Source organism: Streptomyces galbus, from assembly GCF_005280195.1.
In the GTDB taxonomy this organism is placed as follows: Bacteria; Actinomycetota; Actinomycetes; order Streptomycetales; family Streptomycetaceae; genus Streptomyces; species Streptomyces galbus.
The window spans coordinates 78700-99424 of sequence record NZ_SZPR01000015.1 but is presented as its reverse complement, the minus strand read 5'-3'; the positions used below and the strand labels follow the sequence as shown (position 1 = coordinate 99424).

The window sequence follows — 20725 nt, the reverse complement described above, 5'->3', positions numbered from 1 at the left end:
TCCGCCGCTCGAAAGAGCGTTCATGATTGAGCACCGGTCAGCGGGGAACTCCGAAGGGCACCCATTCGGGCCGATTCGAGCCCGTCGTTCCGAGGAGTGGTCGTGACCGTGCGTATCGGCGTGGAGGAAGAGTTCCACCTGGTGGAGATCGAGACCGGGCAGCTCGTGCCACGGGCCGACCAGGTGCTGGAGAGACTGCCCGCAGACACCTTCACGACCGAGTTGCAGCAGGCGGCCGTGGAGTCCAACAGCGCCGTGCACACGACGCTGGACACGCTGTACGACGACCTGGTGGGCAGCAGGCGGCGGCTGGACCGGGCGGCCTCGGCGCACGGTCTGGCCGTGGTCGCCGCCGGCACGGTGCCCCTGGCCCGCCCCGCGTCGAGCTTCCCGACCGGCGGGTCCCGTTACGAGCACATGGTCGACGAGTACCGGCTGCTCGCCGACGAGCAGCTCATCTGCGGGGCCCACGTCCACGTGGACGTCCCGGACCGCGACACGGCCGTCCGTGTCATGTGCGAGGTGTCGCCGTCGCTGCACACCTTGCTCGCGCTGTCGGCCTCCTCCCCGTTCTGGCAGGGCGAGGACACCGGCTACGCGAGCTGGCGGACCATGCTCTGGCAGCGCTGGCCCACCGCCGGACCGATCGGCTGCTACGCCGACGCCGACGCCTACGACCGGTCCGTGCGGGGGCTGATCGACTCCGGCGTCATCAGCGACCCGGGGATGATCTACTACGACGTCCGCCCCTCCGACCACCTCAGCACCCTCGAACTGCGCATCTGCGACGCCTGCCCGCGCGCCGAGACGGCGGTGCTGGTCGCCGGACTGTTCCGCGCCCTGGTCATGGACGCCCTCCAGCGGCTCGGGACCTCGGATGCGCGCCCCTGCGACGGCCGTCACGAGTGGCTGCGCGCCGCCACCTGGCGGGCCGCCCGCTCGGGCCTGGAAGGGGCCCTGGTCGACCCGGAGACCCGCCACGAGGCCCCGGCCGCCGACGTCGTGCGCGGCATGCTGCGCCGGCTGCGGCCGACGCTGGAGGCCAACGGCGACTGGGACACCGTGCGCGCCCTCGCGGAGCGGGCCCTCCGGGACGGCAGCGCCGCCCACCGCATCCGCCGTACGGCCCAGCGCGAGGACCTGCTGGCCGGGACCGACCTGGCGATCGCGGAGACCCGGGGCGAGCGCACCCGGCGCCGCCGGCCCGCCCCGGCCGCCGCCCCGCTCACCTCCGCGCGGCTGAACGTCAACGGCACCCTCGGCACCCCGCCGGCCGCACTGCCCGGCGCGTGAGGCGGCCCGAGCGTGTGCCCGTCACCCCCTGCTTCCCTCCCCACCCGACGGACCACCCCACGGACCGCTCGTCCCGGTCCCCCGATCAAAGGAGATGCACCCGCCATGCCGACCAGTCCGGCTCAGGTCCCGACCAGCAGGTCCGCCCCCACGCCTTCGGCGCGGGCCTCGTACACCCGGCGGCGGGGTGATGCGTGATGTGCGGACTGTGCGGTGAGATGCGCTTCGACGGCCGCAGGCCCGATCTCGCGGCCGTGGAGCGGATGACGGACCGGATGGCCGCCCGCGGGCCCGACGACGAGGGAACCTGGTCGCACGGCCCGGTGGCGCTGGGCCACCGGCGGCTGAAGATCATCGACCTGTCCGAGCGCGGCGCCCAGCCGATGACCGACGCCGAGCAGGGCGTCACCGGTGTCTTCAACGGCTGCGTCTACAACTACCGGCAGCTGCGCGAGGAACTGACCGGCCTCGGCCACCGCTTCGCGTCCACCTCCGACACGGAGGTCGTGCTCAAGGCGTACCAGCAGTGGGGCACCGACTGCGTGCAGCACTTTCACGGCATGTTCGCCTTCGCCGTCTTCGAGCACCGGACCGGACGCCTGGTGCTGGCCCGCGACCGGCTCGGCATCAAACCGATGTACCTGGCCGAGACCCCCGGCCGGCTGCGGTTCGCCTCGTCGCTGCCGGCCCTGCTGGCGGCCGGCGACGTCGACACCGGCCTGGACCCGGTCGCCCTCCACCAGTACTTCAGCTGGCACGCGACGGTCGCCGCGCCCCGCACCGTGCTGCAGGGCGTGCGCAAGCTGCCCCCGGCGACGGTCCGCGTCGTCGAGCCCGACGGCAGCCACCGCGACCACCGGTACTGGCAGCCGTCGTACACCCGCCGCCCCGAGCACGAGGGCATGGGCCCCGACGAGTGGCGCGACGCGGTCCTCGAGGCGCTGCGCACCGCCGTCCGGCGCCGGATGGTCGCCGACGTGCCGGTGGGCGTGCTGCTCTCCGGCGGCCTCGACTCCAGCCTGATCGTGGCGCTGCTCGCCGACGAGGGACAGCGCGACCTGGCCACCTTCAGCGTCGGCTTCGAGTCCGAGGGCGGCGCCGAGGGGGACGAGTTCCACTACTCGGACCTCGTGGCCAGAGAGTTCGCCACCGACCACCACCAGCTCACGGTGCCCTCCGCGCGGGTGTCCGCGGCGCTGGACTCCGCGGTCGCCGCCATGAGCGAGCCGATGATCAGCCACGACGTGGTCGCCTTCCACCTGCTGTCCGAGCAGGTGTCCAAGGAGGTCAAGGTCGTGCAGAGCGGCCAGGGCGCCGACGAGGTGTTCGCCGGCTACCACTGGTACCCGGACATCGCCGCCGCTCCCCGCCACCGTGCCGCGGACCAGTACGCCGAGACGTACTTCGACCGCTCGCACGCCGACCTGGCGAAGATCCTGCAGCCCGCGATGCTGGCCCCGGACGACGTCTCCGCGCGCTTCGTGCAGGAGCACATGGCCGCGCCGGGCGCCGAGACCACGCTCGACGCCGCGCTGCGCCTGGACACCCACGTGATGCTCGTGGACGACCCGGTCAAGCGCGTCGACAACATGACCATGGACTGGGGCCTGGAGGCCCGCGTGCCGTTCCTCGACCACGAGCTGGTGGAGCTGGCCGCCGCCTGCCCGCCGGAGCTGAAGCTGGCCGACGGCGGCAAGGGCGTGCTGAAGGAGGCGGGCCGCAAGATGCTGCCCCGCGAGGTCGTCGACCGGCCCAAGGGGTACTTCCCGGTCCCGGCGATCACCCACATGGCCGGCCCCGTCCTCCAGCGCGTGCGGGAGGCGCTGCACGCCCCCGAGGCCCGGGGGCGCGGCCTCTACCGGGACGGCTACGTCGACGAACTCCTGTCCGCCCCCGACGACCACCGCACCCGGCGCGGGGCGAACGCCCTGTGGCAGGCTGCTCTGCTGGAGATATGGCTTCAGACGCACGGGATATGACCGAAGCGCGCCCCACCACCTACGGCAGCGGACCGGCGGCGTTCGGCCGACGGCCCGACGCGCCGCGGCCCGCCGCGTACCCACCGTCCGGGCCGCACCCGCTGCCCCGGCAGCCGGATGCGGGTCCGGACGGCGCGGACGGGCGGGGCCAGGCGTACGCCGCTCCGGCGCGGGCCCCGCTGGCGGACGCCCGCGGCCCGCGCGAACCCACCACCCGGCTCACCTCGCACGGCTGCTGGTACCCGTCGGCCGACCCGCGCGGGGACCAGGTGGCGTTCATCTGCGACCGCGGCGGTGTGCCCCAGCTGTGGGCGGGCCCCGTGGCGGGCGACGACGTACGGCTGCTAGACGCGGGACCCGACCCCGTCCGTGAGGTGTCCTGGTCCCCCGACGGCCGCTGGATCGCCTACACCACGGCGCCCGGCGGGGGCGAGCACACCCGCGTGCTGTGCGTACGGCCCGACGGCACCGACCGGCACATCCTCGCCGGGGCCGAGCCGGGCACCTCTGCGTACCTGGGCTGCTGGGCGCACGACGGCTCGGCCCTCGCCGTGACCGTCGCCGTCCCGACGGCGCCCTACGGAGCGCCCGTGACCGTGACCGCCGCGGGCGGGGACCCCGACGGCCTGCCGGCCGGCTGGTCGAGCCGGGACGGTACCGCCGTCCTCCTGGGCGCCGGGGCCCGCTACGACGCGGGAGCCACCGCACCGGCGCCCACGTCCCCGTTCGCGGCCCTCACCGGCCACGGGCAGGACGAGACCGGCGCGGGCACCTCGCCCGGCTTCGCGGACGGCCTGTCCGCCTACCTGCTCGACCCGGACGGGATCGGCGCCCCCGTGCTGCTCGCCACCGAGGCGGACGCGGCGACCCTGCGCGTGTGCGACCTCAGCCGCGACGGCTCGCTGGCCCTGCTGCGCCGGGGGCCGCGCGGGCGGCGGGAGGCCGTCGTCCTGCGCACCGCCGACGCCACCCCGACCTACGTGGTGCCGGTGGCCGACGGCGACCCGTGGATCGGCCGGTTCTCGCCGCAGGGGGACACCCTGTGGCTGCGCAGCAACGCCCACCGGGAGTTCGCCGCCCTGGTCGCCGCGTCCCTGGACGCTGAGGGCCACGTGCACGGCTGGTCCGTCGCCGCCGAGCGCGACGGCTGCGACCTGGAGCTGCTGGGCTTCGGCCGGGACGGTCGGACCGCGGTACTGGCCTGGAACGTCGGCGGAGCCACCGAGCTGGACGTCGTCGACGCCCCCGCCGGGGCGGCCGACTCCCCCGCCGGTGCGCCCCGGCCGGTGCCCCTGCCGCACGAGGTCGTCACCCGGATCGTCCCGGCGGGCGGCGCGGGCCTGGTGCTCGCCCTGTCCGGCTCCCAGCGCCGCCCCGGCGTGTGGTGGCTGTCCGGCGGCACCTCCCTGCTGCGCACCCCCTGGTCCTCCCGGGACGAGGACGCCGTTCCGCCGGGCCGCCCGCCCACGCGGCCGGTGCCGCTGCGTCCCACCGCGCGGGACGGGCTGTCGCTGCACGGCTGGTACTACCGCGCGCCCGGACGGGACCCGGGCGAACCGGCGCCCTGCGTGATCCACCTGCACGGCGGCCCGGAGGAGCAGGAGCGTCCCGTCTTCAACCCGCTGTACCACGAGATCCTCGGCCGGGGTCTCGACGTGTTCGCCCCGGACGTCCGCGGCTCCTCGGGGCACGGGCGCTCCTTCGTCGACGCCGACCTGGGCGAGGGCCGCTTCGCCGCGCTCGACGACGTGGCGGACTGCGCCGCCCACGCGGTCCTCGCCGGGCCGGCCGACCCCTCGCGGCTGGCCGTCATGGGCCGCTCCTACGGCGGCTACCTCACCTTCGCCTCGCTGGTGTGGCACCCGGACCTGTTCCGGACCGGGGTGGCGGTGTGCGGCATGTCCGACCTGCTGACGTTCTTCGAGGGCACCGAGCCGTGGATCGCGCAGTCGGCGGCCCACAAGTACGGCCACCCGGAGCGGGACCGCGACCTGTTGCGCGCGCTGTCGCCGATGAGCCGCATCGACGCGCTGCGGGCCCCGGTGCTGGCCGTGCACGGCGAGCACGACACCAATGTCCCGCCGCAGGAGTCGGAGCAGTTCGTCCGCGCGGCCCGCGCGCGGGGGCGCACCGCCGAGCTGCTCACGCTGCTCGACGAGGGGCACGACTTCCAGCGCGCCCCCAACCGCCGGCTGTTCCGGCGGGCGGCCGCGGACTGGCTGCAGCGGTACCTGACGAGCTGACCGGGGGCGGGGGGCCGGGGGTCGGCCCGTCCGTCCGCCCCTCCGCACGCGTCCGCCCCTCCGCATGCGTCCGCACGCGAAAACGTCCATCGGCCGGCCACCACGGGGAACGTGGGGACCGGCCGATGGACGTCGGCTCAGCGGGGAGGGGTGACCGTACGCCGGAGCGGAGGGTCAGTCCTTGGGGAACATGCCCGCGCGCAGACGGGCCAGGGTGCGGGACAGCAGGCGCGAGACGTGCATCTGCGAGACGCCGAGGCGCTCGCCGATCTGGGCCTGGGTCAGCTCCTCCACGAACCGCATGTGGATGATCTGGCGGTCGCGCTCGTCGAGGTCGGCGATCAGCGGGGCCAGGGTGTGGAAGTCCTCCACCAGGTCCAGCGCGCGGTCCTCGCTGCCGATGAAGTCCTGCAGGGCGGCCTCGCCGTCCTCGCTGCCGTTGATGGTGGCGTCGAGCGAGGAGGAGTTGTAGCCGTTGGCGGCCAGGCGCGCCTCGCGCACCTCGTCCTCGGGCAGGCTCATCAGCTCCGACAGTTCCTTGACCGTCGGGGTGCGGCCCAGGCGGCTGCTCAGCTCCTCCGTGGCGCGGGCGAGCTGGACGCGGGCCTCCTGCAGGCGCCGGGGCACGTGGACCGCCCAGGTGGTGTCGCGGAAGAACCGCTTGATCTCCCCGACGATGTAGGGGATCGCGAAGGAGGTGAACTCCGCCTCCCGCGAGAGCTCGAACCGGTCGATCGCCTTGATCAGGCCGATCATGCCGACCTGGACGATGTCCTCCATCTCCTCCGGGCCACGGCTGCGGAAGCGGCCGGCCGCGAAGCGGACGAGGGACATGTTCATCTCGATCAGCGTGTTGCGGGCGTAGCTGTACTCCGGCGTGCCCTCCTCCAGCACGGACAGCCGGTCGAAGAACACCTTCGACAGCTCACGGGCATCCTTCGGCGCGAGCTTCGAAGGGTCGGCGATCTCAGGCAGGTCCGCCGTCCGAGTGCCCGTCGTCGTCATACCCATGAGCGTCATGGGGTGTCCCCTCCCTGAAGCCGTATCCAGATCTCGAGCCCACCGCAGGGGTGGGCGACACACCGCCTACCCTCTCATCCCGGGTCCATGCGTGCCATCCGAGCGATTTCTTTTCACTTTTTTCTCGGGCTCTCCTCACCTCCCGCCCGGGCCTCAGGTGGGCCGGGCCTGCCGGGTGTGGCGCGGCCGGTGGGCCACCGCCGTGGTGCCGTGCAGCCGCCAGGCCGCGGCCAGGGTCAGCAGGCCGGCGATCATGGCGTACACGCCGATGACCTGGGTCATGCCGAGCGCGCCGGCGTCGGGGCGCGCCCACACCAGCACCCCGGCCACCACCGAGGCGCCGCCGGCCGCGAAGAGCATCCACTCGTGGTGCAGCTCGTGCCGGAAGCGCGCGGCGGCCCAGATCTCCGCGGCGCCGCTCCCCACGGCCCACGCCCCGATCAGGCTGGCCAGCGCGAGCGCGGTGACCCCGGGCCAGGCGATGGCGGTCACCCCGACCACGATGCCCAGCACTCCCCCGGCGGTGTGGGCGGTCCGGTGACCGGCGTCCCCTTCCCGGCGCAGGGCGCTCGTGAGCAGGGTGAGGCCGTCGGCCAGGGCGTACGCGCCGAACAGCAGCGCCAGCGCCAGGACGGTCACCTCCGGCCACACCAGGGCCAGCGCCCCGAACATCAGAGCCGCGAAGCTCCGCACCACCAGCGTCCACATCAACTGCCGCCGCATCCCTCGCCCTTCGCTCGGCCGACACCGTCCTGGAACGGCGGGTACCCTCCTGGGCGCGTATCGCGCACACCGCGGCGGACCCGTGGCCGGCCGCCGGAGACTGGGGGATCCACCATGCAGATCGTGTCCGCCGAGGTCGTCGTCACCAGCCCGGGTCGGAACTTCGTCACCCTGCGCCTGACCACCGAGGACGGCGTGGTCGGCCTCGGCGACGGCACGCTCAACGGCCGCGAACTGGCCGTCCGTTCCTACCTCGACGACCACGTCGTGCCGCTCCTGCTGGGCCGGGACGCCTCCCGCATCGAGGACACCTGGCAGTACCTCTACCGGGGGGCGTACTGGCGGCGCGGTCCCGTCACGATGGCCGCCGTCGCGGCCGTGGACACCGCGCTGTGGGACATCAAGGCCCAGTGCGCCGGCATGCCGCTCTACCAGCTCCTCGGCGGCGCCTGCCGGACCGGCGCGCTCGCCTACGGTCACGCCTCCGGCCGCGACGTGCCCGAGCTGCTGGACTCCGTGCGGGCCCACCTGGAGCAGGGCTACCGGGCGGTCCGCGTGCAGACCGGCATCCCCGGCTTCGACTCGGTGTACGGGGTCGCCGCCTCGGCCGCCGGGGGCGGGGAGCGGTACGACTACGAGCCCGCGCGGCGCGCCGCCGGATCCGCGCCGCGGCCGGCGGTCGAGACGTGGGACACGCGCGCGTACCTGCGGCACCTGCCCGCGGTCTTCGAGGCGGTCCGGGCGGAGTTCGGGCCCGAGCTGCCGCTGCTGCACGACGGACACCACCGGATGACACCGGTCCAGGCGGCCCGGCTCGGCAAGGACCTCGAACCGTACGACCTGTTCTGGCTGGAGGACGCCACCCCCGCGGAGGACCAGTCGGCTCTGCGGCTGATCCGGCAGCACACGACGACGCCGCTCGCGATCGGCGAGGTGTTCAACTCCGTGCACGACTACACGACGCTGTTGAGCGAGCGGCTCATCGACTACGTGCGGTCGGCGGTGACGCACGCCGGCGGGGTGACCGCCATGAGGAAGCTGCTGGACCTGGCGGCCGTGTACGGCGTCCGGTCCGGGATGCACGGACCGACCGACATCTCCCCCGTCGGCATGGCCGCGGCACTCCACCTGGACCTGGCGGTGCACAACTTCGGCATCCAGGAGTACATGCGGCACTCCGAGCAGACCCTCGAGGTGTTCCGCACCTCCTACCGGTTCGAGGACGGCCTGCTGCACCCGTCCGACACCCCGGGGCTCGGCGTCGAGCTGGACGTCGAGGCGGCCCGCCGCTTCCCGTACCGGCAGGCGTACCTGCCGGTCAGCCGGTTGCGGGACGGCACCGTGCACGACTGGTAGCGCGGACCGGCGTCGGGGCGTCAGGCGCCGAGGCGCGTCACCGTGCTGTCCAGGCGGGCCGCGACCTCCTCCAGCTCACGGCGCGAGGGGGCGTCCGTGTCGAGCTGGGCGCGCAGGTCCCGCCGGGTGACGACCTGCAGCGCGCCCCGGTAGTCGTCGGTGTCCAGTGCCGTCCCGGGGACGACCGCGGCGGCACCGGCCACCACCACCAGCACCGCGCGCTCGTCGTCCGAGGCGAGCAGTTCCTCCACGTGCTCCGGGGTGATCACGTCGGTACGTCCTTCCGGTCGGCTGACTCCTCGTGGCCCTCCCCCGGTTCCCCACCCCGGCACCGGCCATGCCCGCTTCCGCCCCACGGCGACGGCGACCGAGCGACGGCACGCACATGGCGCGGGTGCGGTGCTTGTGCAGGGCTGTGTTGGTGTAGAGGCCGCGGGTCGTGGGAGGCGATGTGTTCGGCGAGGTCGCCGACGGCCCACAGCACGGAGTCCTCTTCGTCCATCTGCCGGCGGGTGCCGTCCCACCGGTCCTGCCTCGAGGCCGCTGCGGATGATCTGTTCGATGCGCTGCGCCTGGCCCGCGTGTTCGCAGGAGACCGTGACCTCTTACGGTGATCCACCACAGGAGGCGCGGTCGCGAGGCCATTTCCTCCAGCGGTTGCCCGTGGCGCCCTCCCGCAGTCGCAGCCGACGTCCGGCTCGAGCCGCAGCGCCCCGCTTTTTCGGCGACGACAGGGGTCTGGTCCAGGGCAGAGGCCATGTTCTCCGCCCAGGCCGTATGGCGCTCACTCCATCGACTTCATGCTTGGCCTCCATTGGTTCCTGTGCGGTTCCCTGGGCCGGGGTCCCGGCCGTGAGGTCAGACATGACCGGCGACCGCAGGTCGCACCCGGGTACTGGTGTCCCCGTCCGCTCCCGCCTCATCCGTAGGAGTGAGGGGCACATCAGGCCGGGGGCCGTGCCCGCCGGTGTTGCGTCGGCGGCGGATGCGGGTGCACAGCACTCCCGCTGCGGCCGCTGCGGCCGCTACGCCGACGAGCAGGGGGCCTCCCAGCGTGAGCGCGTGCTGCAAGGAGGCGGTCGCGGTGTACCCGGCGCCGGCCTCGAGCGTCGCCCACACAGGAGCGGCGACGCAGCTATAGGGGGCGATGCGACGGTAGGGCAGACGGGCGGCGCCGGGCGCGAGAGTGCGGACGACCGGGAGGAAACGGGCCACGAGGATGGTCTGGCCGCCCTGGTGGGCCGTCAGGGTATCGGTGCGCCGCCATGCGGTGGCAGGGATGCGGCGCCCGAGGCGTCCGGTGCGCAGACGGCTGCCGAGCACCCGCCCGGTGCGGTGGGCGAGGAAGTCGCCCACCACGACGGCGCAAGCGGCGGTCGTGACCAGCGTCCACAGGTCGAGGCTCCCGGTGCGGGCAAGTGCGCCGGCGGTCAGCAGCAAGGTGAGGGTGGGGATGAACGCCCCGATCAGCAAAACCGACTCGGCCAGGACCGCCGCGGCCAGCAGAGCATAGGCGCCTTCGGGGGTCACCTGGCCGAGGATGTCGGTAAGGACGTTCACGCGTCCGCTCCGCTCGAGGCAGGCTTCGGCGCGGGGGCAGTCTCGGCGGGGCGCGTCAACTGCCACACCCTGGCGGGAGGGAGATTGGCCCAGACCGTCCAGCAGCCAGTGGCGCATTGGCGCTGGTAGCCGGCCAGCACCTCCTCCACGGCCCGGTGCCGGCGACTGTCTGCTCGGGAAGACAGCAGCGTACGGGCTTGCCGGGTGCCGCGGTAGGTGAAGTAGGTCAGGATGCCGCCCGGGTGCAGCAGGTTCAGGTAGCGCTGCATGATCGTGTCGACCAGATCCGGAGTGAAGTTGGTGAAGGGCAGCCCGGAGATGATCACGTCGTGACGCAGGCCGATCGTCAGCTCCTCCACGGGTGTGGTGTGCAGATGGACCTGTGAGTACGCCCCGACCATCGGCTCGATATCGGCCTGTGCCGGCGCCATGAGCCGGCTGGACCGCAGGGGCCGTAGGGCGTCCCATCGTCAACGCACGACGACGTCCTCCAGGCTGATGGAGACGATGACGGGTTCGCGCTGTGGCAGGTTGTCCGCTCCCCGCCCGTAGACGGTTCGGGTGCGCGGCACGAGGATGCCGTCCACTTCGTCATGGTCCTCTACGTAGTGGATGCCGGGAACCCCGCCGATGACGTCGACGGTGTAGTCCCGTCGGCGCAGAAGGCCGTCCGGGTCCACGTAGACCACCTGCTGAGTGCTGTGCGACGCGAGCGCCGGCGGATAGGTGACGGCCAGGCGCCGCCACCTCTGCCCGCCCTCCCGCCAGGGGCCGATCTCTTCGGTGCGGACGCCTGGCAGGGTGAGCGAGTACGGCTCAGTGAGGTACGTCCACATCGCGTAACCCGCGAAGTAGCCAAGCTGCAGCGGGTTCCAGGGGGTCTGCAGTGAATGGCCCTCGAACGACTTCCGCGGTTGACTGAGGACGTCGACCTCGCGGTTGGCCAGCCCGGTGATGCGAACCTCTTCGGGGGTGAACGTCAGTTGCTGATCGTCCGCGAGGAACGGCGTGAAGACCGCCTTCTCCTCCTGGACCGACACGGTCACCGTACCGTCGTCCAGAATGCCCGCCACCCCCTTGGCGGGCCAGGTCACACCGCCGAACTTCTTGCGCGCGGTGATGGTCCGGATCTCCTTCCAGCGCTCGATCCCACCGTAGGTATCGACAAGGATGCTCAGCAGATCGGTCACGATTGGTCCAATTCTCGCCAGGAGGGGGGACCCCTCAGATCTCAAATGACGACTTGCCGATGAAATTTTCCACTCGGGTGGGCAAAGTACGTCGGCCCGACGAACGTGCTGCCGATCGAGTTCTCATCTTCACAGTGGACCACTACGCGACAGAAGTCAATCCACTATGATTACGTTGCCTAGTGGCGCTCGGCAAAGCCAGGACACATGAAGGCACTGCTAAGATAGCTGCCGAAACCTGGCAACCTCAGAGCCAACAAGACACGCGACACGGTGAGCGAAATAGTCAAAGTTGGTTACGAGGCGCAGTCATGGTCTGAGCTTCGTCACCCTTCTTGAGCCCTCAGGGCTGCGGAACAGCAACGCGGCCTATCTGCCGTCCGATGCCTGATAGGCCTCGGCCTACCAGGCCTTGTCCGACAGCGCGCCACCACTGGGGCCTGACCATTCCCGCCGCCACCGTGTCACTTCGCCGTTTCGTGGGCCGCAGCGAAGAGTTCCCGCGCAGATCTCCACCGGTCCCTGACCCGCTCCTCTCGCTCCGCGAGTTCCGGAGGAAGCGCCCATGCAGCGGACCGAACCACCACCGACACCACCCACAAGGAGCACACACACCATGTCCACGTCCATCAACTACTCCTTCGACTTCTCGGGGCGAATCGTCCTGATCACCGGCGGCAGCAACGGCATCGGCCTCGCGACCGCGGCCGCCTTCGCCCGGGCGGGAGCAACCGTCGTGATCACAGGCCGGGACCAGGAGCGGCTGGACAAGGCGGCGGGACAGATGCCCTCCGGCCGCGTCGAAGCCGTCCGGGCGGACGTCGCCGTGCCGGCGGACATCCAGCGGCTGGTCCACGGGATCATCGAGCGACATGGCCGACTCGATGCGGTCGTCAGCAACGCCGCCGCTTACGTCCCCGGGGAGATCACCGATGTGAGCGCAAGGCAGTGGGAGCACCTGCGGCAGACGAATGTCGACGGATTCTTCCACCTCGCCAAGGCCACACTGCCGCTGCTGGCCGAGACCGGCGGGACCTTCACTGCCACGAGCAGTGTCTCGGGGCTGTCCGGGGACTGGAAGGGCTCGGTGTACAACGCCAGCAAGGGCGCGGTCTCACAGTTCGTGCGGGCGCTGGCGCTCGACTGGGGATCGCGCGGAGTCCGGGTGAACGCCGTGGCTCCGTCCCTGACCCGGACCGACGCTGTTGCGGCCGTTACCGCCAACCGAGAACTCACCGCCAAGTTCGAGGAGCGTGTCGCGCTGGGACGGCTAGGGGAACCGGAGGACGTGGCATCGGTCTTCCTCTTCCTGGCCAGCGAGGCGGCGCGTTACGTCACAGGCGTCGTTCTCCCCGTCGACGGCGGTACGACCGCTTCCAGCGGTCAGGCCCGCGTCTGACCATCACGGTGTGGCGCTCCGACGGCCCGGAGCGCCACACGCATACGCCGGGTAGCTTCCTACCCTCGTCCGTCAACCGCCGGATTCCCTGCGGGGTCGTCCGCACCAGAACTCGACTACGACGACCACGGGTCGCCGTTGCTCCGTGCTGCCCCTGTACACGGTTCAGGCGACCGGATCAGTGCAGTGACGCACGAAGAGGGCTGTGGGGATCGCCATGACGAGCGGGGTGACACCGCCGGCGAGCGACGACGTCGGTGAAGGCGCGGGCCGCGGAGCTGGTGACGGTGTGGGCGAGCTCGGGGGCAGATGGGCCGTCGGGCCGCTGTGGACCGCGCCGGCGGTGAGGCGGGAGGCATCCGGGCCCCACTTCTTCCGCGCCCCCGGCACCGACACCTCTCAGTCCGGCACCTACAGCGGTACGTTGCGTGCACGACCTCTTGTCGGCATGCGGATCGCATCGATCGGGACGGTCGGCACGCCCACTGGTAGCGCACCGCGGCTGCTGCCACGGTGACCATCAATCAGTCCTCGGGCAGCCCCCAGAACGGGCCTCGCAACCCAACCGAAGCAAAGTAGGCCGCAGCAGAGGCAGGATCGCGCCGTTGATAACCGTGGCTGAGACGACCCGCATACCAGCCGCGGGCCAATCGCCACAGCGTCCCCAGGTCCATGACGTAGCCACGCTGCTGACCCGTGCGCTCCAGCCAGCCCTCGACGCAGTCGACAGAGCAGAACAGGCGCTGATTCTCGCAGGTATGGATCACGTTGTCCCATACATGATCAGCCGGTGTGAGGAAGTGAGCAACCTGGTTGCCCTGCGGGGGTTCCTTCGCGGTCACGGTCCAGGCATGCGGCGTGGCACAAAAGGGGCAGCGCGTTGCGACAAGGACCTCGGGCAGCCACTCCAGGAGATGCGGGATAGCGAAGGAGTCCCATGCGCAGCCGCCCCACCACAGGGTGTCCGGCCCCATCACGGAGAAGTGCATGGGGATGCTGGAAAAGGGGTGTGCCATGACGATGCGTTCGCGGTCCGACGGGTCCAGAACGATGTCCCTGCTGCCGTGCAGTTGCTCAAGGGCGGACCGAACCTCATCTGTCGACAAACCAGTGGTGGCAGCCAAGGTGTCGGTCTGCGGTGCCTGACCAGTGCGGGCGAATCCCTTGTACACCGCGAGCCTTACGTCCTCTGCGGCCATGTCGCTCCTTTCGATCGGCGCTCTCGCACCCTTGTCATAATGCGGCGGATAGCCAGGCGTGGGGCGCCGACTGTCACCGGGCGTTGCTGGTGCCGGCAGGTCTGAAGAGGATCTTCCCATGGCGTCCGACGGCTCTGGCGTGTGTCATGGCCCGGATGTAATCGGTCAGGTCGTATCGTGCTTCGATCGGGGTAGAGAGCACGCCGTCGGCAACAAGGTCGATGATGTGGTCGTAGACCTGCACGATTTCCTCGCGAGGTGCGTAGTCCAGCCAGTTGTGCATCCAGAACCCGTGGACGTGCAGGTTCTTGAAGTTGAGGTACATGGGGTGCACGGCCACGGCTTCACGGCTGGGCGCCGCATAGTTGACGATACTTGCCTCCCGCGCCATGAACGGGGCTAGGGGCTGCGTCGCCAGGCCTCCCACGCCGTCGAGAGCGAGGGCGAGCCGCTGATCGGCCAGCACCTCAGCCACTTCGCCCTGGAGGTTATCGCCGCTGACAAGCACGATATCCGCGCCGGCGTCGAGAAGGGGTTGCACCGCCTCGCTTCGTCGCACGATGTTGAGGGTGCGTAGGCCTGCCTTCCGGGCCAGGGCAATGACGAAAAGCCCAACGTTGGAGTTGGCCGCGGTCTGAGCGATCCAGGTTCCGGGCGCCATCTGCCCTCCATAGCGCAACAGCAGATGCGCGGTCGCACCATTGATGCCCACGGTGGCCAACTGGTCCGTATCCACCTGGCGCTTGATCGGCACGGTGAGACGTTCGTCGACGACATGCTCCTCCTGCCAGGTCCCCTGCCGCTGCGAGGGAAGTATCAGAACGCGATCGCCGACTGCGGTGAGAGTGACGTCGTCGCCGGTCTCCACGACAGTGCCGACGCCTTCTGCACCGGTCGCAGACGGCAGAGGCGGGCGGTAGGCGTATATACCGTCGATCAGCATGAAGTCCGACGGGTTGAGGGGGGCGGACTCGACCCGTATGCGCACTTCCCGGGGGCCGGGCCGCGGCACGTCCACATCCGCCAAGAAAACGGATTCGGGTGACCCGTATGCGGTAAATCGGACTGATTTCATGGGACCTCTTCAATGTCATGGCCGGGCCTGGACAGCGGTGAGCCAAGGGAGCGGGGCAGACTTCCGACAGCCGTGCGCCTCGTACGGTGGCCGGCCACCGCAGGCAGTGTCATGCCCGGCTGGAGAGAGGGCACGGAGCGCCAGCCCTTTCACCCTGAACCACGAGTCAACGCAAGTCAAACGCTGTTGGCTATGTTTTACTCCCCCACCAGTTCAAGGCCGGCTACCGGCGGCGTTACGCAGATGTCGGGGGATGGCCCAGTTCTGCAGATGTCGCCAGCACGTCACCCACTGCGGCCTCGCACAGGACGTAGACGATCTCCGCGCAGCACCGCGCAGTCAGGTGAGGTCCGAGAGGAATCGGTAGAAGGCCTCAATGCCGGCGCCCCTCAATGGGGTTCCGTGCGCGAAGCCGGCGGTTCGCAGGCCGTGGGGAAGTCTGCCCAGGCTGTCGATGCGCAAAGCGGGGTCGGCGGCGAGAGCCGCCGGGCCCACGGCAAGGCCACCGCGATGGAAAACTGCGTCACCCATGAGAGCGGTTCCTGTCGGCTCGTGGCACAGCACGATGTGCCCGGGTGTGTGGCCAGGCGTATGAACGACGCGCAAGCCGCCGGAGCCGTCCAGGACCTCACCGTCGGAGACCGTCCCGTCTGCCGAGAAGGGGGTCCAATGCAGTTTCGGCAAGCGATCGAGGAGGCGCCCGGCGCAACCGGACCTGCCGGCGGGCGGGACACGGCCGACTTCCAGCCACGGCAGGTCCGCGGGATGGATGAGGATCCGCGCGTGCAGACGACGCTGCAACTCCGCCGCGCCCTGGACGTGGTCGGGGTGGGCATGGGTGAGGACGACGCGGCGGATGTCCGACGGCTTTCGGCCCAGGTCCGCCACCGCCTTGAGGAGAGCCACCGGGGCTCTGGCCCAGCCGACGTCGACAAGGGTGAAACCGTCGTCGCCCTCGACGAGGAAGGCGTTGTCCCGCTTGGTCGTGGCGATCTGAGTGATTCCCGGAGCGATCATCTGATGCATGTGCGGTGTCCTCAGTAAAGGCCCCGGCCGGCCAGGGGAGGCGCCGACCAAGGCGGTATCGCGGGTGAGGCAACGCGGAGGCTGTCCCGGATGGAGCACCGGAAGTAGCGGAGCACTCCGGAGGCCTCGCTCACGACAGAGTCAATCACGGTACGATTCATTGAATCAACCAGCGTTCGGCCGTCGAGTACCCGTCCGTCCGGGCCGCCGCCTGCATCGCCCGGCCTGCGGATGCAAGGGGGCCACGCTTCACTCCTTGGCGTACTGAGCCCGGCGTCTCAGAACTCGATGACGCCTTGCCCAGGTGAGCCCCTGAGTCGAAGCAGTCAAGCCCATGCGGCAGTTCGTCGATGGGGTAGCTGTGGTCGATGACGGGGCGCAGGCTGGCGTTCTCCAGTGCCGCCACCAGGTCTTGCTGGTCTTGGCGGCTTCCGACGCCCCCCAGGAGAGGGCAGTTGCGGCCGGAGGGGGTACTGGCCCTCGATCAGCAGGAAGTCTGAGGGGTTGAGTGGCGCTGCGTCGATGGTCACCCGCACCTGCGATGGTCCGGGATGCCTTGCCGAACGTCGCGTGCCGTCCGGATGCCGCGGTCCGTCAAGGGTACCGAGCACCGCGACCGTGATCATGACTCATCAAGTTAAGGCGACACCACCACTCCTCCCAATATTGACATATCCAAACCTAATACATCCATGTCGACTAGCCTGAGTTGCGACAGATACACCTAGATCGACCACCGGATGGCAGTACACACCGGTCGCGAGGCCATGGAGCCTGCCGTACGTCCCGCCGCAACCTTCAGCCTGTCGCCGAAGAACAGAGGTGTAGGCGCTTCGCATCGATCGAGCACAAGGAGGGGTTGCGGGCTTGCAGGTACGCCGCGTTTAGATTACGGTGATAATCTAAGACACCAGCAGGGAGGTGCTAGATGCCTCGCGTCTCGCGTGAACGGGCAGCCCAGACCCGACGTGATGTGGTCGCAGCGGCTTCCAGACTGTTCAGGCAACGCGGTACAGGAGTGAGCCTGTCGGAGGTCACCGCCGAGGTCGGCCTCACCAATGGAGGCTTCTACAAGCACTTCCCGTCGAAGGAGGCGCTGATCAGCGAAGCAACTGATCAAGCATTCGAAGACCTCCGGCGCCGACTCGACGATTTCATGGTTGCCAACAACGGAGATCATGAAGCCGCCAGAGCGGCACTGATCGACTACTACCTTTCGCCGGCGCACCGTGACGATCTGGCTGCCGGCTGTCCGGCATCCGGCTTCGCAGCGGACGTCGTGCGCGGGCAACTGGGCGAAGACACCAAGGACCACTATGTCCGCGGTGTTAGGGAGCTGACGGCCTGGATCGGGGGCGCTGCGACGGACCCCACGCCGGAGACGGACAGCGAAGCCCGCTCCCGGAGCGGCGACCTGTCCGATGAAGCTGTGGCGACACTTTGCACCATGGTCGGCGGGCTGATGCTCTCCCGAGCGACAGTCGGCTCGCCTCTCTCGGAGCGCTTCCTCAGCCAGGCCCGCCAAGCCCTGCTCGACACCAAACCACCCAAGGCCCAAGGGCCAGCACAGGGAGAATGACAATGAGCGACCTGATCAATTTCGTGATCGAAAAGCACGGCGGTCTCAAGCTGTGGGAAGAGGCGTCTCGCGTGAGCGCGACGGTGCACGTGAGGGGAGGCTTCTGGGCGTACAAGGGACAGCCCGATCTGCTGGGCGTCGAGGAGGTCACCGCGGACCTGCGTCGTCGCCACATTGAGATGAGCCCGTTCGGCGAGGGGCAGTCCCTGTCCTTCGACGCAGAGGACGACCGGGTTGTCATCACACGGACCGACGGATCGGTGGTTGAGGAGCTGGACCGCCCTCGTGCCAGCATGGCCGGCTTCGCCGGTGACACGCAGTGGACGGCAGCTCAGACCGGCTACTTCATCTCGTACGCCACGCGCATGTACCTCCTGGAGCCCTACCTGTTCACTCTGCCGGGCATCACCACACGCGAGGTGGAGCCGTGGAGCGAGGCGGGCGAGACCTGGCGTCGGCTGGAGGTCACTTTCCCCGACTCCTTCCTTCCCACGCACAACTCGGTGCAGACCTATTACTTCGACGCCGAGACCGGCCTGCAGCGGCGCATGGACTACTCCCCCGATGTCAACGGCAATCCGCCGGTGGCCCACTACACCAGTGAGCACCAGAACTTCGGTGGTCTGATCGTGCCGACACGTCGACGCGTGCTGCTGCGCAGGGACGACAACACGGCCATTCACGAAGCGGCCGCGATTCTGCTGGACGTCACGGACGTCCGCCTCGAGCGCTGATGTCCACCGGCCGGTGCCGACTGCTTCTTGGACACCCATTCCCCAGAGAGGCTGACCATGCTGCACGACAACATCGAGCAGGAGATCGCCCTTCTCACGGAGGCTGATCGGCGCGCTCGCGCCTACACGGCGGGTATCGGACACCGGCCGGTCTTCCCCTCCTCGGACTCGCTCGAAGGGCTGAGCCAGTTCGAGGAGGAGCTTCCGGCCCGCGGGCTGGGAGACGCCTCGACCCTGGCGCTGCTCGACGATGCCGGTTCGCCGGCTGCGGTCGAGAGCAATGGCTCCCGCTACTTCGGGTTCGTTGTGGGAGCAACCCTTCCGGTAGCAGCAGCAGCCGACCGGCTTGTGCTCGCGTGGGACAACGGTGCGCTGGGACAGGTGACCTCACCCGTGGGCGCCGCGGTCGAGAAGACGGCTGCACGATGGCTGCTGGAGATTCTGGATCTACCGCGCGAAAGCGCTGTCGGCTTCGTCACCAGCGCCACCTCCGGCACACTCATCGCACTCGCCTCCGCCCGTCGTACACTGCTGGCGCGTCATGGCTGGGACCTCGACCGACGAGGCCTTCGCGCCGCACCGCCTCTGCGGATCGTGACATCCGCGCTCGTCCACGTAGTCGTCAAGAAGGCGCTGAGGGTGCTCGGCTTCGGAACCGACGACGTCATTGTGGCGCCGGTCGACGAGCACGGGCGCATCGACCCCGCTCAGATGCCCGAGCTCGACGAGCGCACGATCGTCATCCTCCAGGCAGGGGAGGTCAACACCGGGGAATTCGATCCGTTCTCCTCCATCATTCCGGCGGCCCGGGCAGCAGGAGCATGGGTGCATGTCGATGGTGCCTTCGGGCTCTGGGCCCGCGCATCAGCCCACGCAGCCCTGACCGTCGGTGTCGATGCGGCGGACAGTTGGACGGTCGACGGCCACAAGTGGCTCAACACTCCGTACGACTCCGCCATGGTAATTGTCCGCGACGCGTCGGCACTGACGGCAACGATGACGTCCGACGCCACTTACACGCAGGCCGATGATGATGCTCAACGCAACCGCACCATGGAGTTCTCGCGGCGGGCCAGAGGGGTTCCCGTGTGGGCTGCACTGCGCGCTCTGGGCCGCGATGGAGTCGCCGACCTCATCGAGCGGACCACGGCACTCGCCTCGCACGGCGCGGCAGGACTGCGCGCTGCGGGATACACGGTGGTCAACCGTGTAGTGCTCAATCAAATCATCGCCAAGGCCGCCACACCGCAGGAGACCCTCCGCATCACCGCCGCCGCACAGTCGTCAGGAGCGGTCTGGTTCGGCACCAGCCGATGGCAGGGTGATCCGGTCATGCGCATATCCGTCTCGTCCTGGCGCACGACCACCGAAGACATGGACGCACTGGTCGCACTGCTCTCCTCGCTGCGGACCTGACCTCAGGAAGGATCGATCCGCGCAGTCTGCCCGTCCGGCAAGGGAATATCGCGTCTGCGCCCACTCACATGAGGTCACGCACCGGTGCTTGGTTACACGACTCGGGGCAGGCGAGTGCCGGACGATCCTGTTGGGTGGCGATCAAACAGGCACCGACTCATCCGCCGTCTGCCGGAAGGAGCAGTAGTAGGCGCTTTGTGAGTCTTCTCCCCCACCAGACCGGGTAAGGGTCATAGCTTTCAAAGTTCTGTCGGCCTGTGTGCGAGACTGGTGACAACGTCACCAGGAGGAGGCCGGGAACATGGCTTGGGAGGCTACGCAACGATACGGGCTGCAAACCGCACCTGGCACCCTCGGCTTGGTGCAAGAGTTCCTCAACACTGTGCCGGCTGGAGCACCGCCGCTGCCTGATCTGCTCGCTGACCTCGCGAGTGCGCAGCATTGGGCGACACAGGCGGTCCAGGATTGGTCGGCCGTCTCTGGTGGGCCCGGCGTCACCGTCGAGATCGACGTGGTGGGCTTGGTCGAGCTCCGCGCCTTGCGGGACGATCTGCGCCGGATGATCGCTGAAGGGCCAGCCGATATGCGGACGGCACCCGCAGTTGTCCGAACCACTGCGGCCACACTGCGCATGGACACCGACGGACAGGTCCGTATGGAGCCGCGCGGTACCGGGTGGCGGACGATGCTCTCCATGCTCTTCGCCGCGCTGCTGCAGGCGCAGCTCTCCGAGACCTCTCACCGATTGAAGATCTGCCGCAATCCCTACTGCCGTACAGCCTTCTACGACCGCTCGCGCAACAACAGCGGAGTCTGGCATGACGTGAAGACATGCGGTAACGCGGCCAACTTGCGGGCTTACCGGGCTCGCCAGAAGGCTCAGAAGGCCTGACCCCTGCCCCGTGACCCTTGCCGTCGTCTACTCTCTGCCCG

Annotated in this window: 18 protein-coding genes; 9 read left to right on the top strand and 9 right to left on the bottom strand. The window is 69.7% G+C overall.

The annotated features are described in order from the left end of the window. Positions 1 to 102 precede the first annotated feature (102 nt). The 3 genes from E4U92_RS18775 (at position 103) to E4U92_RS18765 (ending at position 5515) form a co-directional block, all read left to right on the top strand. The gene (locus E4U92_RS18775; protein WP_137301595.1) at positions 103 to 1293 is read left to right on the top strand and encodes a carboxylate-amine ligase; all 1191 of its coding nucleotides are present in this window, start codon (positions 103 to 105) and stop codon (positions 1291 to 1293) included. A gap of 197 nt (positions 1294 to 1490) precedes the next feature. Continuing rightward, a complete protein-coding gene (locus E4U92_RS18770; protein ID WP_137301594.1) occupies positions 1491 to 3272 on the top strand; it encodes an N-acetylglutaminylglutamine amidotransferase in 1782 nt (593 codons plus the stop codon). After that, a complete protein-coding gene (locus tag E4U92_RS18765) occupies positions 3269 to 5515 on the top strand; it encodes a S9 family peptidase (protein WP_137301593.1) in 2247 nt (748 codons plus the stop codon). Before E4U92_RS18770 ends, E4U92_RS18765 begins: the two co-directional genes overlap by 4 nt. 174 nt (positions 5516 to 5689) lie before the next feature. Here the strand turns inward: E4U92_RS18765 and E4U92_RS18760 are convergent, their stop codons facing one another. After that, a complete protein-coding gene (locus E4U92_RS18760; RefSeq protein WP_371558318.1) occupies positions 5690 to 6526 on the bottom strand; it encodes an RNA polymerase sigma factor SigF in 837 nt (278 codons plus the stop codon). A 162-nt stretch (positions 6527 to 6688) separates the two neighbouring features. Then, positions 6689 to 7258: an HdeD family acid-resistance protein gene (locus E4U92_RS18755; protein WP_137301592.1), complete on the bottom strand. Its 570-nt coding sequence runs from the start codon at positions 7256 to 7258 to the stop codon at positions 6689 to 6691. A gap of 114 nt (positions 7259 to 7372) precedes the next feature. Here E4U92_RS18755 and manD point away from each other — a divergent pair, with 114 nt between their 5' ends. Beyond that, positions 7373 to 8614 (top strand): D-mannonate dehydratase ManD, encoded by a 1242-nt coding sequence (manD, locus tag E4U92_RS18750; protein ID WP_137301591.1) that lies wholly within the window; start codon positions 7373 to 7375, stop codon positions 8612 to 8614. Positions 8615 to 8634: 20 nt separating this feature from the next. Here manD and E4U92_RS18745 read toward each other — a convergent pair whose 3' ends face one another. The 4 genes from E4U92_RS18745 to E4U92_RS18725 all read right to left on the bottom strand — a co-directional run bounded on the left by E4U92_RS18745 (position 8635) and on the right by E4U92_RS18725 (position 11364). Continuing rightward, the gene (locus E4U92_RS18745) at positions 8635 to 8883 is read right to left on the bottom strand and encodes a hypothetical protein (protein ID WP_137301590.1); all 249 of its coding nucleotides are present in this window, start codon (positions 8881 to 8883) and stop codon (positions 8635 to 8637) included. 589 nt (positions 8884 to 9472) lie between these two features. Then, positions 9473 to 10174 (bottom strand): DedA family protein, encoded by a 702-nt coding sequence (locus tag E4U92_RS18735; RefSeq protein ID WP_137301589.1) that lies wholly within the window; start codon positions 10172 to 10174, stop codon positions 9473 to 9475. Then, positions 10171 to 10605 carry a hypothetical protein gene (locus E4U92_RS18730; RefSeq protein ID WP_373311602.1) on the bottom strand — a complete coding sequence of 145 codons (435 nt, stop codon included), beginning with the start codon at positions 10603 to 10605 and terminating at the stop codon, positions 10171 to 10173. Before E4U92_RS18730 ends, E4U92_RS18735 begins: the two co-directional genes overlap by 4 nt. 39 nt (positions 10606 to 10644) lie before the next feature. Then, entirely contained in the window at positions 10645 to 11364 is a 720-nt protein-coding gene (locus E4U92_RS18725; protein WP_137301588.1) for a hypothetical protein, read from the bottom strand. A gap of 616 nt (positions 11365 to 11980) precedes the next feature. Here E4U92_RS18725 and budC point away from each other — a divergent pair. Beyond that, entirely contained in the window at positions 11981 to 12763 is a 783-nt protein-coding gene (gene budC, locus E4U92_RS18720; protein WP_137301587.1) for a meso-2,3-butanediol dehydrogenase, read from the top strand. 524 nt (positions 12764 to 13287) lie between these two features. On the opposite strand, the gene merB is transcribed toward budC, so the two are convergent. The 3 genes from merB to E4U92_RS18705 form a co-directional block, all read right to left on the bottom strand. Further along, a complete protein-coding gene (merB, locus tag E4U92_RS18715) occupies positions 13288 to 13962 on the bottom strand; it encodes an organomercurial lyase (protein WP_137301586.1) in 675 nt (224 codons plus the stop codon). 73 nt (positions 13963 to 14035) lie between these two features. Then, a complete protein-coding gene (locus tag E4U92_RS18710; RefSeq protein ID WP_137301585.1) occupies positions 14036 to 15037 on the bottom strand; it encodes a zinc-dependent alcohol dehydrogenase family protein in 1002 nt (333 codons plus the stop codon). Between the two features lie 339 nt (positions 15038 to 15376). Then, entirely contained in the window at positions 15377 to 16063 is a 687-nt protein-coding gene (locus tag E4U92_RS18705) for an MBL fold metallo-hydrolase (RefSeq protein ID WP_137301584.1), read from the bottom strand. Positions 16064 to 16991: 928 nt separating this feature from the next. Here E4U92_RS18705 and E4U92_RS18700 point away from each other — a divergent pair. The 4 genes from E4U92_RS18700 to E4U92_RS18685 all read left to right on the top strand — a co-directional run bounded on the left by E4U92_RS18700 (position 16992) and on the right by E4U92_RS18685 (position 20684). Then, positions 16992 to 17642, top strand: coding sequence for a TetR/AcrR family transcriptional regulator (locus E4U92_RS18700; protein WP_137301583.1), 651 nt, complete (start codon positions 16992 to 16994; stop codon positions 17640 to 17642). A gap of 2 nt (positions 17643 to 17644) precedes the next feature. After that, positions 17645 to 18376 (top strand): hypothetical protein, encoded by a 732-nt coding sequence (locus tag E4U92_RS18695; protein ID WP_137301582.1) that lies wholly within the window; start codon positions 17645 to 17647, stop codon positions 18374 to 18376. A 57-nt stretch (positions 18377 to 18433) separates the two neighbouring features. Then, complete coding sequence (locus E4U92_RS18690; RefSeq protein WP_137301581.1) at positions 18434 to 19792, top strand: pyridoxal phosphate-dependent decarboxylase family protein; 1359 nt, start codon at positions 18434 to 18436, stop codon at positions 19790 to 19792. Positions 19793 to 20153: 361 nt separating this feature from the next. Next, positions 20154 to 20684, top strand: a complete 531-nt coding sequence (locus tag E4U92_RS18685) for a CGNR zinc finger domain-containing protein (RefSeq protein WP_229862945.1) — start codon at positions 20154 to 20156, stop codon at positions 20682 to 20684. The last annotated feature ends 41 nt before the right edge of the window (positions 20685 to 20725 follow it).

What these genes read in the sequence shown, in the direction of transcription:
- E4U92_RS18770 (WP_137301594.1), top strand. Translation starts at nt 1,491, where the DNA reads ATGTGCGGACTGTGCGGTGAGATGCGCTTCGACGGCCGCAGGCCCGAT.
- E4U92_RS18765 (WP_137301593.1), top strand. Translation starts at nt 3,269, where the DNA reads ATGACCGAAGCGCGCCCCACCACCTACGGCAGCGGACCGGCGGCGTTC.
- E4U92_RS18760 (WP_371558318.1), bottom strand. Translation starts at nt 6,526, where the DNA reads ATGGGTATGACGACGACGGGCACTCGGACGGCGGACCTGCCTGAGATC.
- E4U92_RS18755 (WP_137301592.1), bottom strand. Translation starts at nt 7,258, where the DNA reads ATGCGGCGGCAGTTGATGTGGACGCTGGTGGTGCGGAGCTTCGCGGCT.
- manD (WP_137301591.1), top strand. Translation starts at nt 7,373, where the DNA reads ATGCAGATCGTGTCCGCCGAGGTCGTCGTCACCAGCCCGGGTCGGAAC.
- E4U92_RS18730 (WP_373311602.1), bottom strand. Translation starts at nt 10,605, where the DNA reads ATGGCGCCGGCACAGGCCGATATCGAGCCGATGGTCGGGGCGTACTCA.
- budC (WP_137301587.1), top strand. Translation starts at nt 11,981, where the DNA reads ATGTCCACGTCCATCAACTACTCCTTCGACTTCTCGGGGCGAATCGTC.
- merB (WP_137301586.1), bottom strand. Translation starts at nt 13,962, where the DNA reads ATGGCCGCAGAGGACGTAAGGCTCGCGGTGTACAAGGGATTCGCCCGC.
- E4U92_RS18710 (WP_137301585.1), bottom strand. Translation starts at nt 15,037, where the DNA reads ATGAAATCAGTCCGATTTACCGCATACGGGTCACCCGAATCCGTTTTC.
- E4U92_RS18705 (WP_137301584.1), bottom strand. Translation starts at nt 16,063, where the DNA reads ATGCATCAGATGATCGCTCCGGGAATCACTCAGATCGCCACGACCAAG.
- E4U92_RS18700 (WP_137301583.1), top strand. Translation starts at nt 16,992, where the DNA reads ATGCCTCGCGTCTCGCGTGAACGGGCAGCCCAGACCCGACGTGATGTG.
- E4U92_RS18695 (WP_137301582.1), top strand. Translation starts at nt 17,645, where the DNA reads ATGAGCGACCTGATCAATTTCGTGATCGAAAAGCACGGCGGTCTCAAG.
- E4U92_RS18690 (WP_137301581.1), top strand. Translation starts at nt 18,434, where the DNA reads ATGCTGCACGACAACATCGAGCAGGAGATCGCCCTTCTCACGGAGGCT.